The sequence below is a fragment of the Kitasatospora sp. NPDC032757 genome (assembly GCF_055579305.1).
Genome location: NZ_JBVINN010000037.1, coordinates 21,963 through 35,991, shown reverse-complemented (window position 1 = coordinate 35,991; position 14,029 = coordinate 21,963). Strand labels below are relative to the sequence as shown.

The 14,029-nt window shown below is 69.6% G+C and carries 13 protein-coding genes; 5 read left to right on the top strand and 8 right to left on the bottom strand.

Going from position 1 to position 14,029, the window contains the following annotated elements; translation table 11 throughout:
• Positions 1 to 378: 378 nt before the first annotated feature.
• Complete coding sequence (locus ACZ5WK_RS30850; protein WP_465552237.1) at positions 379 to 1,593, bottom strand: FAD-dependent monooxygenase; 1,215 nt, start codon at positions 1,591 to 1,593, stop codon at positions 379 to 381.
• 276 nt (positions 1,594 to 1,869) lie between these two features.
• Between ACZ5WK_RS30850 and ACZ5WK_RS30845 the strand changes: the two genes are divergently transcribed.
• Complete coding sequence (locus ACZ5WK_RS30845; protein WP_465552329.1) at positions 1,870 to 2,412, top strand: TetR/AcrR family transcriptional regulator; 543 nt, start codon at positions 1,870 to 1,872, stop codon at positions 2,410 to 2,412.
• Positions 2,413 to 2,713: 301 nt separating this feature from the next.
• Here ACZ5WK_RS30845 and ACZ5WK_RS30840 read toward each other — a convergent pair whose 3' ends face one another.
• Positions 2,714 to 3,409: a TetR/AcrR family transcriptional regulator C-terminal domain-containing protein gene (locus tag ACZ5WK_RS30840; protein ID WP_465552235.1), complete on the bottom strand. Its 696-nt coding sequence runs from the start codon at positions 3,407 to 3,409 to the stop codon at positions 2,714 to 2,716.
• A gap of 103 nt (positions 3,410 to 3,512) precedes the next feature.
• On the opposite strand from ACZ5WK_RS30840, the gene ACZ5WK_RS30835 reads away from it, so the two are divergent.
• Both ACZ5WK_RS30835 and ACZ5WK_RS30830 read left to right on the top strand, forming a co-directional pair.
• Positions 3,513 to 3,845: a hypothetical protein gene (locus tag ACZ5WK_RS30835; protein WP_465552233.1), complete on the top strand. Its 333-nt coding sequence runs from the start codon at positions 3,513 to 3,515 to the stop codon at positions 3,843 to 3,845.
• Between the two features lie 335 nt (positions 3,846 to 4,180).
• Entirely contained in the window at positions 4,181 to 5,767 is a 1,587-nt protein-coding gene (locus tag ACZ5WK_RS30830; RefSeq protein WP_465552231.1) for an FAD-binding oxidoreductase, read from the top strand.
• Between the two features lie 1,178 nt (positions 5,768 to 6,945).
• Here ACZ5WK_RS30830 and ACZ5WK_RS30825 read toward each other — a convergent pair.
• The gene (locus tag ACZ5WK_RS30825; protein WP_392934775.1) at positions 6,946 to 7,665 is read right to left on the bottom strand and encodes a hypothetical protein; all 720 of its coding nucleotides are present in this window, start codon (positions 7,663 to 7,665) and stop codon (positions 6,946 to 6,948) included.
• 397 nt (positions 7,666 to 8,062) lie between these two features.
• Positions 8,063 to 8,902, bottom strand: a complete 840-nt coding sequence (locus ACZ5WK_RS30820; RefSeq protein WP_465552229.1) for an IS5 family transposase — start codon at positions 8,900 to 8,902, stop codon at positions 8,063 to 8,065.
• Between the two features lie 270 nt (positions 8,903 to 9,172).
• On the opposite strand from ACZ5WK_RS30820, the gene ACZ5WK_RS30815 reads away from it, so the two are divergent.
• Positions 9,173 to 9,969 (top strand): IS5 family transposase gene (locus tag ACZ5WK_RS30815; protein ID WP_465552328.1). Its coding sequence is split into 2 segments (ribosomal slippage): positions 9,173 to 9,515 and positions 9,515 to 9,969, totalling 798 coding nucleotides; the frame shifts between segments, so codons are not numbered across the junction.
• Positions 9,970 to 9,988: 19 nt separating this feature from the next.
• Here ACZ5WK_RS30815 and ACZ5WK_RS30810 read toward each other — a convergent pair.
• The 3 genes from ACZ5WK_RS30810 to ACZ5WK_RS30800 all read right to left on the bottom strand — a co-directional run bounded on the left by ACZ5WK_RS30810 (position 9,989) and on the right by ACZ5WK_RS30800 (position 11,523).
• Positions 9,989 to 10,660 (bottom strand): HD domain-containing protein, encoded by a 672-nt coding sequence (locus ACZ5WK_RS30810; RefSeq protein WP_465552227.1) that lies wholly within the window; start codon positions 10,658 to 10,660, stop codon positions 9,989 to 9,991.
• 449 nt (positions 10,661 to 11,109) lie between these two features.
• The gene (locus ACZ5WK_RS30805; protein ID WP_465552326.1) at positions 11,110 to 11,328 is read right to left on the bottom strand and encodes a lantibiotic dehydratase; all 219 of its coding nucleotides are present in this window, start codon (positions 11,326 to 11,328) and stop codon (positions 11,110 to 11,112) included.
• Positions 11,329 to 11,343: 15 nt separating this feature from the next.
• Positions 11,344 to 11,523, bottom strand: coding sequence for a hypothetical protein (locus tag ACZ5WK_RS30800; RefSeq protein WP_465552225.1), 180 nt, complete (start codon positions 11,521 to 11,523; stop codon positions 11,344 to 11,346).
• A gap of 239 nt (positions 11,524 to 11,762) precedes the next feature.
• On the opposite strand from ACZ5WK_RS30800, the gene ACZ5WK_RS30795 reads away from it, so the two are divergent.
• Complete coding sequence (locus tag ACZ5WK_RS30795; RefSeq protein WP_465552223.1) at positions 11,763 to 12,824, top strand: homoserine kinase; 1,062 nt, start codon at positions 11,763 to 11,765, stop codon at positions 12,822 to 12,824.
• On the opposite strand, the gene ACZ5WK_RS30790 is transcribed toward ACZ5WK_RS30795, so the two are convergent.
• Complete coding sequence (locus ACZ5WK_RS30790; RefSeq protein ID WP_465552221.1) at positions 12,814 to 14,022, bottom strand: DegT/DnrJ/EryC1/StrS family aminotransferase; 1,209 nt, start codon at positions 14,020 to 14,022, stop codon at positions 12,814 to 12,816. The two genes, ACZ5WK_RS30795 and ACZ5WK_RS30790, sit on opposite strands and share 11 nt — an antisense overlap.
• Positions 14,023 to 14,029 lie beyond the last annotated feature (7 nt).

Genomic DNA, 14,029 nt, shown 5'->3' with positions numbered 1-14,029 from the left:
CACTCCGGGGCCGGAGCGGACAACCCGACCGATGGTAGCCCGGGGTGATGAACGGCGTACTGCCCGACACTCCACCCAACTTGCGCCCAACTGGCCGAATCTGACTGCAAGTCAGCGAATAACTGAGCTTCTGTGAGTCGGTTGTGACGAGCTGTCAGTCAGTTTGACGGGCCGTCAGCCTTTTTTTCGGGCCGTGACCCACGCCACACCGAAAGGTGCTCCCTTCGGGTGGCGGACGCCGCGCTCGAGGGTGCTGGACGCGGCTGCAGGTCCGGTGGCGTGCCCGTCATGGCCCCACCGCGGCCCCGCGGCGGCCCCTGGAGCCGGGCCTGCCGCGCGGTGTGGCGTGTGGGGTGCGGGATGCGGGGCGCATCCGGGTCAGGCCCGGGTGGTTGCGGCGGTGATCTGTGGCGGCGTCCAGTCGGCGTGGCGCAGTGCGGTGCGCACCATCGCACCGGGCGGGGTCAGGCGGATCGCCGCGTTGCGGGCGGCGACGGCCAACGGATGGGCGAGCTGCTGTCCCATCCGGCCGGCGCGGCGCGCGTCGCGGGCGACCGCCTGGCTCCGCGGGCGCCGCTCGGCGTCGTACCGGGCGAGGGCCGCCTCGACGCCGGGCTCCGAGCCGATCGCGGCAGCCAGGGTCACCGCGTCCTCCAGGGCCTGGCAGGCGCCCTGCCCCAAGTGGGGGGTCATGGCGTGGGCCGCGTCGCCGAGCAGTGCGACCCGGCCCGCCGTGAACGAGGGGAGCGGCGTGACCAGCTCGTTGACGTCGTGATGCAGGACGGCCTCCGGGCGGGTCGCGGCCAGCAGCGCGGGGATCGGCTCGTGCCAGCCGGCGAAGCGACGGCGGACCTCGGCCAGCGGGTCCGGGTAGCGCACACCGGCCGGGGCGTTAAGCACCGCGTGCCATTCGGCCCGGCCGTCGGGGAAGGCGATGTGTCCGAACTCCGCGCCGTGGCCCCAGGTCAGCTCGAAGTCGGCGATCGGGTCGCCGGTCGTCCCCTCGACCGGCCGCTCGGTGATCGCCCGCAGCACCGTCGAGCCGCTGTAGACCGGGCCGGGGTGGTCGGGGAAGAGCCGGCGGCGCACTCGGCTGCCGATCCCGTCGGCCGCGACCACCAGGTCGGCGTCGAGCGCGGTGCCGCCGTACTCGACCCGGACCCGTGGGGGCCGGTTGGCGCCCGTCGCCGCCTTGGCCGCCTCGACCGCCGTCACCTCCGCGCCGATCACCAGCGACTCGGCCGGCAGCGCCTCCCGCAGGATCCGGTGCAGCGCGGCGCGCGGGATACCGATGATCGGCGCGCCCAGCCCGCGCTCCAGCGCCGTGCCGTCCATCCGGGCCAGCCGGCGGCCGCTCGGAGTGCGGGTGCCACCGGTGTACTGGCGGCGCGAGGCCGCCTCCACCGCCTCGCCGACGCCGAGGGCGATGAGCGCCCGCAGGCCGTTGGCGGCCAGCGAGATCCCGGCGCCCGCGTCGTCCAGCACCGTTGCCCGCTCGACCACCGTGACGTCCCACCCGGCGAGCCGGAGCCCGATCGCGGCTGCCAGCCCTCCGATGCCGCCCCCGACCACCACCGCGCTGTTGCTGCTCATGCCCGGTCCTTCCCCTGTTGTTCGCGCTGACCTTCTACAGCTGTAGAGGGAGAGTACTCGCACTTACTACGGGTGTAGAAAGGGGGGATGCAGGAAGCTGAGGCAGACGGGCAGAAGCAGCCGGACGGGCGTGGGCCGCATGAACGCGGCCCGGCCGGGCACACGGCGCGCGGAGCGGCAACGCGCGGTTCGGCAGGGCACGGTTCGGCGACGCGAGGGGCCGACCGGCGCACCCTGCTGGCGGACGCGGCCATCGGGGTCCTCGCCGACGCGGGCATGCGCGGGCTGACCCACCGCGCGGTGGACGCGGCGGCCGGCCTGGCGGTCGGCACCACCTCGGCGTACCTGCGGACCAGGCAGGCGTTGCTCACCGCCCTGGTCCGGCGCCTGGTCGAGCTGGACCAGGGCGAGCTCCAGGCGATGGGCGAGCAGGTGCCGGCGCCGCGTTCGGCCACCGAGCTGGCCGAGGGCATAGCCCTGCTGGCCGAGCGCCGGCTGACGGGCGAAGGGCGGCGGCGCTCGCTCGCACGCTACGCCTGTGCGGTGGAGAGCGTGCGTGATCCCGAACTGCGCGAGATTCTCGTCCCGCGTGAGAACGCGGGCCACGCGGCCGTCCGCACCTTCATCGCAGCCCAGGGCGTCGCGGACCCGGCGGCACGCACCCTCACACTGCTGGCCTGTGTGGACGGCCTGGTCTTCGACCGGCTGGTCGGCGGCGGGACCCTGCGGGCGGACGAGATCCAGGGCCTGGTCGTGGCGGCCCTGCGCGGGCCGGAGAGCTCGGATGGCTTGGACGTCTCGGGTGGCGCGGACGCCTGACCCGCGTGGCGCAGTCGGGGCGCCGGTCGGTCGCACGCGCCGTGGTGGCCGAGCACCAGCGGCGTGGGGCCGAGTCGCTGTCGGGCGGGCGGTTCGGGAGGCCGATCCGGGCCGCCGGCGCCGGGCGCACGGGATGAACGAGAGTCCTGCCTGGCGGACCGTCAGCTCGGCCCGCGGGCGAATGGCGCGTCGACCTCGGCCGCCTCTGATGCCGTGCGAGGCACGGTCCCGCGTGCCGGTGATCGGACCCCGGACCACCCATCGCACGGTGATCACCTCTGCTGATGCGAAAGAAATTGCCCTAGCCTCGCGGCCTCCCCTCATCGCCGGCCCCGGCGCCTTCGTCGATCTCGGCGGCGAACCCCGCGAGCAGGATGCGCAGCGCGCGGTGGAAGCGCTGCTCCGAGTCCAGGCCGGCGCCGGTGCCGAAGGCTTCGGCCAACTGCGGGAACACCGCCGGGTCCAGTGAGCGGAACTGCTCCGGATCGGGCTCCGTCCCCTCGTGGTGGGGGGTCTCGCCGACTTCCGCGAGGGTGTGACCGAGCGTGAACGACACCACGGCGTTGAGGACGTCCAGGGCGTCCGCGAGCGGAACCCCGTCGGCGCGCAGCGCGCCGACGCCGCGTTCCAGCAGGTGCAGCGCCGCCGGAGTGGCGGCCGGGCGGGTGGCCAGGACGGTGAGCATGGCCGGGTGGTCGAGCAGGATCCTGCGCAGGGCGGCGGCGAAGTCGCCCACCACCCTCGTCCACGGGCGCCCGGCGGGGTCGGTGAAGAGGTCGCCGGCGGACAGCTCCAGCAGACGCTCCACCATGCCGTCGAGCAGGGCGGCCTTGCTCGGCACGTAGTAGTAGAGCGTCATGCCCTCGACGCCGAGCGCCCCGCCGAGCTTGCGGTTGGAGAGGGCGGCGAGCCCGTGCTCGTCGACGAAGGCCAGGGCCGCGTCGATGACCTTCTCCCTGGTCAGGCCCGTCCTCGGGCGCCCGCGTCCACTCGCCATCAATGTGCTTCTCCGTGCCGGGACTTGACATGTCTTGCGGTGCAAGAAAACAATAGCGGACATCGGCTTCTTGCACTGCAAGAAAAAGTTCGGGGAGGATGTCATGCAGCTCGTCAGTGTCATGGTGCGCAGGCTCAACGACGGGGTCGACTACGGGGAGTTCCGCAAGAGCTGGATCCCGGACGAGATCGTCCCGGGTGACCCGCGGACCCGGGTGATCACCGCCGCCGATGTGGAGGACCCGCAGAAGATCGTCACCATCGCGATCATCGAGGGCGACCACGGGCCCGAGTCCATCCAGGAGTGGATGGAACGGCTCGCCCCCGTCGAGGAGCGCCGCTTCGAGCGGATCAAGGACCTGGTCGGCCCGCCCACCCTGAACGCCGTCTACCAGGTGCTCGCCGAGGACGACCTCTCCAGGCCGATCGCCGAGTAGCGCGAGCGGGAGTGGGGCGGCCGGTGGCTCCGGCGTGCGGCCCATGGGGCCGGACGTCTGGTTTCGCGCGGCGCTCTCCCGTTTCCGGTGTTCGACCTCGGTCGGCGGTGATTCCGAGAAGGTGACGGGACATCAACGGATGCCACTGACAATGCGGTCGCCCGCAGGGCGCGACGCATTCCAGGAAAATGGCGTACAGTCACACTAATTCGTATAGGGATTCACAAGGCTAAACGTACGTGCTAGCGTGCGGCTGCCAGCTTCTCAGAGTCGAGAAAGTGGGTCCTGTCATGCGTCAAGAATTCTCCCGGCGTGGATTTCTGGGTACCGCGGGAATGGCCGCCGCCGGGGCGTCCGCCGCTTCCCTCGGCCTGGCGGCCGGCGCCGGCCCGGCAGCCGCCGATTCCGCCGAGGTGCCCGAGGGGCAGTCGGTGCTCCCCGACGACCCGCGGTACCAGACGCTCAGCCAGGGATTCAATCAGCGGTGGAGCAGCACACCGGCCTACATCCGGCTGGTGGGCAACGATGCCGACGCCGTGGCGGCCCTGAAGACGGCGCTCGACAAGGGGTTGCGGCCGACGATCCGGGGCGGCGGGCACTGTTACGAGGGCTTCGTCGACAACGACAACGGCGTCATCCTCGACCTCAGCACCCTGCGCGGTGTCCGCGCGGCGACGGACAAGTACGGCGCGTCCACGTACTGCGTGGAGGGCGGCGCCACCAACTGGGACGTCTACACCACGCTCTTCCGCAAGTACGGAGTCACGCTGCCGGCCGGCTCGTGCTACTCGGTGGGGGCCGGCGGGCACATCTGCGGCGGCGGGTACGGGCTGCTCTCCCGGCGGCACGGGCTGACCGTCGACCACCTGGTCCAGGTCGACGTGGTCACCGTCCGCGGCGGCAAGGTGGAGGTGACCAGGGCGCACCGCGACGACCCGAAGGGCTCGGCCGAGAAGGACCTCTTCTGGGCGCACACCGGCGGTGGCGGGGGGAACTTCGGCGTGGTGCTGCGCTACCACTTCCACCACGAGCTCCCGAAGCCACCGCCGAGGGTCTGGCTGAGCAGTGTCGCCTGGCCGTGGGACGAGCTGGTCAAGCAGCCGGCGGACTTCCACCGGCTGGTGAACAACTTCGCCGCCTTCTTCGCCGAGCACAGCGGAAAGGGCGAACCGGTCTACCGGGGGTTGTTCGCCATCCTCAAACTCACCCATCGGACGAACGGGAACGTCGTCCTGTTCAGCCAGTGGGACGAGGACGATCCCGGGCCGCTGGAGCAATTCCTGGCCGCGATGGAGGCCGGGATGAAAACCAAGGCGGCCGTCCAGACCTACAGCGCCGGCGGGCTGTTCCTTCCCTATCCGGACAAGAGCCGCCAGATGCCGTGGTTCCAGGCCACCATGACGCTCAACCCCTCGGGGGACAACCAGCGGGGCAAATACAAGTCGGCCTACCACCGCAGGGCGTTCACCCCCGCACAGGTCGACAGCTTCTGGGAATGGCTGACCAAGGACGTCCAGGGCGTCGACCTCACGCAGACGGTGGTCCAGGTCGATTCGTACGGCTGCAGGATCAACGAGCGAAGGCCCACCGAGGACGCCATCCCCCAGCGTGACTCGATCATGAAGCTCCAGTACCAGACCTACTGGACCGACCCCGCCCAGGACACCGCTCACCTCGACTACCTGCGCGGCCTCTACCGGGCGGTGTACAAGGCGACCGGCGGCATCCCCGAGATCGACACCGACACCGACGGCGCCTATGTGAACTACCCCGACACCGACCTCGGCGTGGTCGGCCAGGCGAACCCGGCTTACCAGCGGCTGTACTACAAGCAGAACTACAGCCGACTGCAGAGGGTGAAGAAGAGCTGGGACGAGAAGAACGTGTTCCACCACGCCCAGTCGATCACCCTGCCGTCCTGACCGCACACGCAGAGCCATGTCGACCATCCGGAAAGTAGATGATATCGGGGCGAATGGTGTGAGTAAAGGGGTCGGCGCAGGGTGCTGCCCCGAGCGTGGCGGGCTCGGCCGTACCTCCTCACACCGCCGGCGCGGGTCCGTCGCGCCGTGCGCTGAGTTCTCAGATATGCGCGCATCTGTGAGGGTGAACTCGGACTGATGCTGACTTTTGCTGACCTGAGCTGATGGGCCGTCAGATGCGATCGGCGTAGCTAGCTGTTCGGGCAGTAGCCGGTCGGGATCCGGCTGAGGGAGTGGATGCGCCCTGCGGCGTGCCTGGGCGTGCCATGCGCGGAAACGACCTGGCCGCTGATCGGTACCCGGGCCTGGCGTGCGACGAGTGTCCTGGCAGCGAGCTGAGGGTGAAGGCGGTGGCTGCGTCACCCCCATCGGGGAGACCGAGTGCTACTTCTCCGAGGCTGACACCACCATGCGCCCGGTGGCCACCGAGAGCCGCGCGTAAACCTGGCACGCCAAGCTCGTCCCGGCCGGCCTCGGCCCTGCTTGACTCGGGTTCGTTCCGGTCCACCGCCCGGAAGGGGCATCGGCATGCCCGGCTTCAGACCGCCGGAGTACTACGGCCCGGCCTCGGCCACCGCCCGGGTATGGTCCGATGGTTGTGAGGACAGCGCAGACAGATATCCCGGGTTGAGCGGGTTGGGACGGGAATCGCTCGTCTGCGCGAGGCCGCCGACCACACAGAGGAACCGGAACTCCGCGAATTCCCGGCCCGCCAGCGCGCCTACCTGCTCTCCGGACGGGCCTACCACCACCGCCGCGTCCCGGGCACTGGTGCCTGATCGAGGCGGAGCGGCATCACCCCGACGGCCTACCGGCGCCGCTTCGGCCCCGAGGCGGCCTGACGACCGCGCGTCGCGGGCTGCGGCTATCGCGTGGGCCCGGCCTCGCGGTCGACGGCGTCGGCCAGCTGGTCGAACGTGCGGTTCAGGGCGGACCGGCGTTCCTCCTTGAAGCCCGGCGAGGGCTCCAGGCCGTCGACGGTCCGCCAGGCCGCGGTGACAGCGCCGCCCGCTCGCCGTCCGGTCCGGTCGCGGCGACGGCGGCAGGGCCTCCCGGCGGCGGCCGGGAGGCCCTGCTCTCACACCCTCACATCCTCACGCCCCGTGGGCGGCCGGAGGTCACGCCTTCCGGATGGAGTAGGCGACGCCGCTGCCGTAGCAGTTGCTGCTGGGGTAGTAGCTGCTGACCACCCACCCGGCGGGCAGCGGGGAGAAGGAGCAGACGACCTCGGAGGTCTGCGTGGTGATCTTGAACAGGGTGTAGGAGATGCCGGTGCCGGCGCAGTTGCTGCTGCTGTACGAGCTGGTGACGACCCACCCGGCCGGAATCGGGGTCATCGAGCAGGCGCCGGTGCTGGTGTCGTTGACCGTGTTGTGGAGCGAGTAGGCGACGCCGGTGCCCGCGCAGTTGCTGCTGCTGTACGAGCTGCTGATCACCCACCCCGCCGGGATCGGGGTCATGGAGCACGCGCCGACGTTGAGGTCGTTGGCCACGTTGTGGAAGCCGTAGGCGACGCCGCTGCCCGCGCAGTTGCTGGTGCTGTACGAGCTGGTCACTACCCACCCGGCCGGCTTGGGGGAGAAGGAGCAGATGGTCAGATTGGTCTGCCCGGCCGTGTCGGTGATCGAATACGAGACACCGGAGCCGGGACAGCCCCAGCTGCTGTACGAGCTCGTGATGACCCACCCGGCCGGGATCGGGGAGAAGGAGCAGATGGTCGTGCTGCCGGTGACCCGCTGCGGGGCCGCCTGCGCCTGCGCGCTCGCGGCGGTCATCATGCCCAGGAGCAGCAGCACGACCGTCACCAGGTGCGAGGTGTGGGTCCGTAAGGTCTTCATGGCAAGCCTCAGATCTCTCGACGACGCTCTACAGCGGATTCCTGTGCAGGTGAAGTGAACGTTCGGCACACGATTCGTTCACGTCGGCTGAGATGGTGTCAGAGATCGCCCGGCGGCGCCAGAGTGCAACCGGCAGCCTTCCTTCCCCCCTCGCACACCGCCGCCCCCTCCTCACGCTCCCCGCCCGGACGCCGCCACGGCCAAGGATGCCCGCGCCGGATTGCGCCGGAGCACACCCCGGCGCCACTCCCGGGCCGGTCGGGGCAAGCATCTGGTAGACCGTCATAACCCGTTCCGCTGTGCCACCATGACGCCGTTCTTTCCAGGCCCCCAGAGGACTGGTATGGGATCGGCTCTCTCAGAGGGCGTTTGAGGTAGGCGGATTGCCCTTTATGTCTTAGTAGGTTCCTCGCCAGCTTGGTGTGGTTTCGTCCGTTATGCGCCTGGTGAGGTTGTCGATCGAGGCAATGTGGATCATGGCTTCGGAGCTGGCCGGGAGGGTCTCGTAGTCGCGGGTGAGGCGGCGGCGCTGCATGATCCACCCCAGGCTTCGTTCGACTACCCACCGTCTTTTCACCACGTGGAATCCGGGGATGTCGGACTTCCGGTGGACGACTTCGACGTCGATGCCCAGGGTGGCGCCGTGCTCGATCATGGCGTTCTTGAAGCCGGTGTCGACCCAGCTCTTGGAGATGCTGGGGTAGGTCTTCTTGGCCTGGTTGAGGAGGCGTATTCCCAGGGCGTTCTCGGACAGGCTCGCGGCGGTGACGGTCACGGCGAGGATGAGCCCGATGGTGTCGGTGAGGATGCCTCGCTTGCGGCCGACGATTTTCTTCGCGGCGTCGGTTCCCTGGCTGGTCAGGGGCACGTTGGTGGAGGTCTTCACGCTCTGGGTGTCGATCACCGAGGCGGTCGGCTCGGGCTTGCGTCCTTCCTTTACTCGGGCCAATCCGGTGAGGTCGTAGTTGAGTTGGGCGAAGAGCCCCTCGTCGCGCCAGGCGGCGTAGTAGGCGTAGACGGTGCCGTGGTTCGGGAAGTCGTGAGGGAGGTACTTCCAGGGGATTCCGGTGCGGTTGACGTAGAGGATCGCGTTGAACACGTCGCGCAGTTCGACCTTCGCCGGCTGGCCGGTCGGCCGTCGGTCGAGCCGGGCTTTCCTCCAGGTCGTCAGAATCGGCTCGATCAGGGCCCATCGGGCGTCGGACAGATCGCTCGGGTACGGCTTGCGCTCGGTCATGACACAGCGTCAGCACCGATGGCGGCGGAGGATCCCGTTCCACTGCCAGATCGGCGTTTCTATGACTTCTTCAAACCAGACGGACTTCAGGGAACATATACGGGTAAGACGAGCAGCCGATCCTCTGATCGAAGGATGGATGTTGTTCATCTATCGGGCATAGCGCAATCAAAGCGACGCGACCATAAGCCATTTATAGGATCAGAGATACCAAAACGCCCACTAAGAGGACATCTCATTTGGATGGCAAAGTAGGCTGCCGGTGTGACGATCGTGGAGCGTCTCGTCCCGGACGAGTTGTGGGAGCTGTTCCAGTTGGTGGTGCCGGAGGCGCCGACTCGGCCTCAGGGTGGTGGCCGGCGCCGCTACGGGGACAGGGAGGTGTTGGCGGCGATCGTTTTCGTCGCGACGTCCGGGTGCACGTGGGCCCAGTTGCCGCCCTGTTTCGGCCCGTCCGGGCCGACGGCCCATCGCCGCTTCAGCGAGTGGAGCAGGGCCCGGGTGTGGGCCAAGCTCCACCGGGTCCTCCTGGACGAACTCGGTTCCAAGGGTGAGCTGGACTGGTCACGGTGCGCGGTTGACTCGGTCAACATGAGGGCCCTGAAAAGGGGGAGCTGACGGGTCCGAATCCTGTCGATCGGGGCAAGTACGGGTCGAAGATCCATCTGCTCACCGAACGTACCGGTCTGCCCCTGTCGCTTGCGATCTCCGGGGCCAACGTCCACGACAGCCAGGCCCTGGTCCCGCTCGTCGACGCCATCCCGCCGATCCGCTCACAGCGTGGCCCGCGGCGGCGCAGGCCCGGCAAGCTGCACGGCGACAAAGCCTACGACCACCGTTTCATCCGTTCCTACCTGCGCCGTCGGCAGATCCCGGCCCGCATCGCCCGCCGAGGCGTCGAGTCCTCCCAGCGCCTCGGTCGGCACCGATGGGTGATCGAGCGCACTGTCGCCTGGCTCGGCGGCTTCCGTCGGCTCCACCACCGCTACGAACGCAAGGCCGACCACTTCGCGGCCTTCGCCAGCATCGCCGCAGCCCTCATCTGCCACCGCAGACTCTGCAGATGAGAAGCCATCTCGGGGCATGCTACGGCGAATCAGGGCGATAGTCGTCGTAGTCGCTCCATCCTGAGGATCGGGCAAGCTCTCTCCAGGTCGGCCAGATGCGGCCAGTCACCTGACGGACGAGCTCGCCCGACATCGTGAAGAGCGGTGCCTTGTGCGGCTTACCCAGTGCCTGGCCGACAATGCTGTCGTGGAGAACCGCCGCCGCGTGCAGACGGGGCAGCACGCGGTGGACGCGTTCCGCGTAGCCGTCCGGGAGGGCACTCGGGCCACCGCCCAGATCGAAGCCCGCACCGAGGGCGACCAGCGCAATCTCCGGCCGCTTCCGCACGGCAATCTCACGGTCCATGTGTAGTGCGATCGCGTCCCACACAACTTCCATTCGGTCCGGTGATACTCCCTGCTCGGTCAGAAAGCTGACCGCCAGGTCAGCACCGTCCAGCTCGAACCGGTGGTCACCGTTGCCCTCGGTACTGAGCCCACAGTCGTGCAGGACGCATCCCAGGAAGAGCAGTTCGTCATCGTAGTCGCGGTCCGGCTGCAGACCACGCCGCTCACCGAGAAGGCGTCCATAGAGGTAGGTGCGCAGGCTGTGATTGAAGATCGCGGCTGGGACCAGAGCCTGAGCATGTCGGAGTGTGTCGCGCGCAAGTTCAGTTGCCGGGAAGGCCAGCTCGCCGTACTCGTCGTTCACAAGGTGGCTCGCTTGTTCGGGCGTGGCCGGGGACAGTTCTGCTCCCGCAACCCGACGGGCGCCAAGCATTCCGTGATGATCACACCTCGCAGGGTACCAAGGCCAAATGAGATGACTTCTAAAACCGGGAGTGGGAGGCGACAGATGCGGACGCCGTGCTTCGGCAAGGTGCCGGTAAGAGTGAGCGTCCTGCATATCGGGTAGCCGTAGTCGTTGGCGGGCACGATGCTGGGCCTGCGTGCAGTGTGTGCCGTGGGAGTTCAAGTCGGAGTGGCGACACGAACCTCTTTCCCATATGCGCTTTCGCTGGTCAGCGAGCTGCAGCTGGATCCGCCGGCGAGCGCCGACGTCTACGGGCCGCTCCTCCCGACGGGCGAGCGTGGTCAGTGCGGTGATCACGTCGTCGGCCTCACAGCCGTTGTGCTCGATCCTGCGCACCCCGATCTGGTTCAGGCCTTGCCGTCCGGCCAGCCGATTCCGCTGTCCGCCACGATATCGAGCAGCGGGACCAAGGCACCGCGGCCGTATCGCTCGTAGGACCGCTGGTGGTAGGCCCGCCACGCCGCGGTGCCGTTGGGAAGCACCCTGAGCCGGGTGAGCAAGCCAGCTGTCCGCGCGGTTTCGTCGGCCACCGCCTGCGGGAGGACGAGGTCGGCGTCCAGGCGCAGGTCGACGGTCAGCGCCTAGCGTTCCCGATCGCGGGCACCGCTGATGGTGACCGCACTCCGAGCTCGGTTGCAGATGGTGCGGCTGGGCGCCTCGTTGTGGGCGGCGAGCAGGCTCTCGGTGGTGCGCGAGTCCACGACCAAGGCGGCGGTGCCGGGGTTGGTGTGGTGGTCGGCAGGTGCGGTGATCCTCTTCACGAACCTCCCGCGGGGCGTATGGACGCGTCGCCTGGCGTGGACCGCGTACGGATTCGACACCGCCACGATGGTTTGGGCAGGCTCGGTGCCCACGCCCAGGCCGGTCACGACGGGCTTGACGGGACTGCTGTGGCTCCCGGGACTGGCCTTCGCCCGAGTGGCCGGATGAACCACGGACGCGGGCGATGCGCCCGCCGAACCGGCCTCGCCGGGCCGCGCGCTCCGCTAGCCTGCTTTGGGTGACGGAAGCGATGGACGACGCCTCGTGTGGCTCGCGCTACAGCAAGATCGAGGAGGACCTGGTGGTCCTCGGCGGGGCCTTCGGGCTCGGTGAGGTCCAGGCGTGCCGCTTCCTGCCCAACGGCTTGATGAACGGCAACTGGCGGTTGGAGACGGCCGAGGGCGTGTTCGCGCTGAAGCGGATCATGGACGTTCCGCTGCAGCTGGCCCGCCGGAACCTGGCGGTCCTGTCCGAGCTGGCGGACGCCGGAGTCCCGGTCGGACGGCCGATGGTCACCTCCTCCGGACAGATCGTGGCGGAGGTCGCGGGCCGCGGCTACTGCCTGATCCCCTGGTTGGAAGGCGGCCACCAGCCCGGGACGGAGCTCACGCTGGACCAGGCGGGGGACCTCGGTGTCCTGCTCGGCCAGATCCACCGGAGCCTGAACGGCGAGCGGGCCGCCAGGCTGCTGCCCCCGGGATCGGAGCCGTTGGCTGCCCCGGTTACTACCCCGGGTGCGGCGCACGCCGAGGCGGCCCGCTTCTCGGTGCTGATCGCGGCCCTGGAGAGCCCGTCGGCGTTCGATGTCGAGGCGGTCCGGGCACTGGGTGAGCGCAAGGTGCTGCTCGACAAGTACGCCCGTGAGCGCCCGGCCACCGAGGTGGCGGCGGGCCCGGTGGGCTGGACGCACGGTGACGTGCAGCACCGCAACGTTCTGTGGCGGGACGGCAAGATCGCCGGGGTGATCGACTGGGACCGCATTCGCGTGCGCCCGTTCGGCGAGGAGGTCGCCCGCACCGCCACCGTGCAGTTCGGCGGTGAGGACGGCTTCCTCGACCTGGAGCGGACGGCCGCGTTCGTGGCCGGCTACCGGTCGGTGGTGCCAATCCCGGTGGCGGCCCTGGCAGACGCGGTGGAGCGGCTCTGGTGGAAGCGCATGTCGGACTACTGGCAGCTGGTCTTCCACTACGACCGCGATGACCATTCCTGCGACCACCTGTTCCTGCCCGCCGAGCGCTTCCTGGCCTGGTGGACCGAGCGGCGCGCGGACGTACAGGAGGCGTTCGCGGCTATGCCGTGACCACCGCGCGGACCAGTACGGCGGCGAGGGCCTCGGCGGCCTGCTCCATGTAGTCGGGGGCCGGGATCTGCGGCACCTTGAGGACGATCATCTGCCGCATAGCCTTGTGGAAGTTGGGCAGCTCCTCGCTGGTCGGCGGCCGGTAGGGGCTGCGGGCCAGGTGGGGCCAGAAGCGGGCGGCCAGGTCCGGGCGCTGGAAGAGCGGGGCCTGGGTCCAGTCCTCGTACAGCGAGCGGACGGGAACGCCGGCGGCCTTGCACCGCTTGCTCAGCTCGGCCGGGTCCGGCACGCGGGCGCTGATCGTCAGCGGGGTGCCGTACCAGCCGCGCACGGAGAGCTCGCCGATCTCGGGCCAGGCGATGGGCGCGTCGTACTCCTCCAGGGCCTCGCGGAGGGTGAGGAGGTTCTGCTCGGCTGCCAGCATCCGGTCGGGCAGTGACCGCAGCTGCTGGCGGGTGATGACAGCGGACAGGGCGGGCATCCGGTACTTGTAGGCGGCCCCGGTGGTGGCGAACGGCTTCAGCTCGGGCAGGGTGAGCTCGGCGGCGAGCCTGGCGGGGTGGTGGCCGAGGGTGAGGGCCCGCTCGTAGACCTCCCGGTCCATGGTGGTCAGGACGCCGCCCTCTCCGCCGGAGACGGCCTTGGACTCCTGGAGGCTGAAGCATCCGGCCGCACCCCAGGAGCCGACCGACCGGCCCTGGTAGAGGGCTCCGTGGGCGTGCGAGCAGTCCTCGACGATCGGCAGCTCCGTGGCGCCGACGAGCTGGTCCATGCGGGCGGGGATGCCCCAGGTGTGGGTGGCCAGGACCGCAGAGCAGGCGCCGGCGGCCTCGGCGACGGCGGTGGCGGCGATGTTCGGGCTGTCCGACTCGATGTCGCAGAAGACTGGGTAGCTGCCCGCCTGGAAGACGGCGGTGATGGCGGAGACCCAGGTCATCGGGGAGACGGCGACACCGGCCTCCGGGCCCGCGCCCACGGCGTGGAGGGCGGCGTGCAGGGATGCGGTGCCGGAGTTGAACGACAGCGCGTGGCGGGTGCCGGTGAGGCGGGCGAAGGCGGCTTCGAGGGCGTTGGTGGCTGGGCCGAGGTTGATCTCGGAGAGGTGGCCGTCGTCGAGGAGCTTGAGGACGGCGTCCTTCTCGGCCTGCCCGTACTTGGGCTCGCGGGGAAACGGGAGAGTGACGGCAGGGTCGCTCACGGGTGTC

Coding starts and splice junctions, on each gene's coding strand:
- ACZ5WK_RS30850 (WP_465552237.1), bottom strand. CDS start 1,593: ATGAGCAGCAACAGCGCGGTGGTGGTCGGGGGCGGCATCGGAGGGCTG.
- ACZ5WK_RS30845 (WP_465552329.1), top strand. CDS start 1,870: ATGCGCGGGCTGACCCACCGCGCGGTGGACGCGGCGGCCGGCCTGGCG.
- ACZ5WK_RS30840 (WP_465552235.1), bottom strand. CDS start 3,409: ATGGCGAGTGGACGCGGGCGCCCGAGGACGGGCCTGACCAGGGAGAAG.
- ACZ5WK_RS30835 (WP_465552233.1), top strand. CDS start 3,513: ATGCAGCTCGTCAGTGTCATGGTGCGCAGGCTCAACGACGGGGTCGAC.
- ACZ5WK_RS30830 (WP_465552231.1), top strand. CDS start 4,181: ATGGCCGCCGCCGGGGCGTCCGCCGCTTCCCTCGGCCTGGCGGCCGGC.
- ACZ5WK_RS30825 (WP_392934775.1), bottom strand. CDS start 7,665: ATGAAGACCTTACGGACCCACACCTCGCACCTGGTGACGGTCGTGCTG.
- ACZ5WK_RS30820 (WP_465552229.1), bottom strand. CDS start 8,902: ATGACCGAGCGCAAGCCGTACCCGAGCGATCTGTCCGACGCCCGATGG.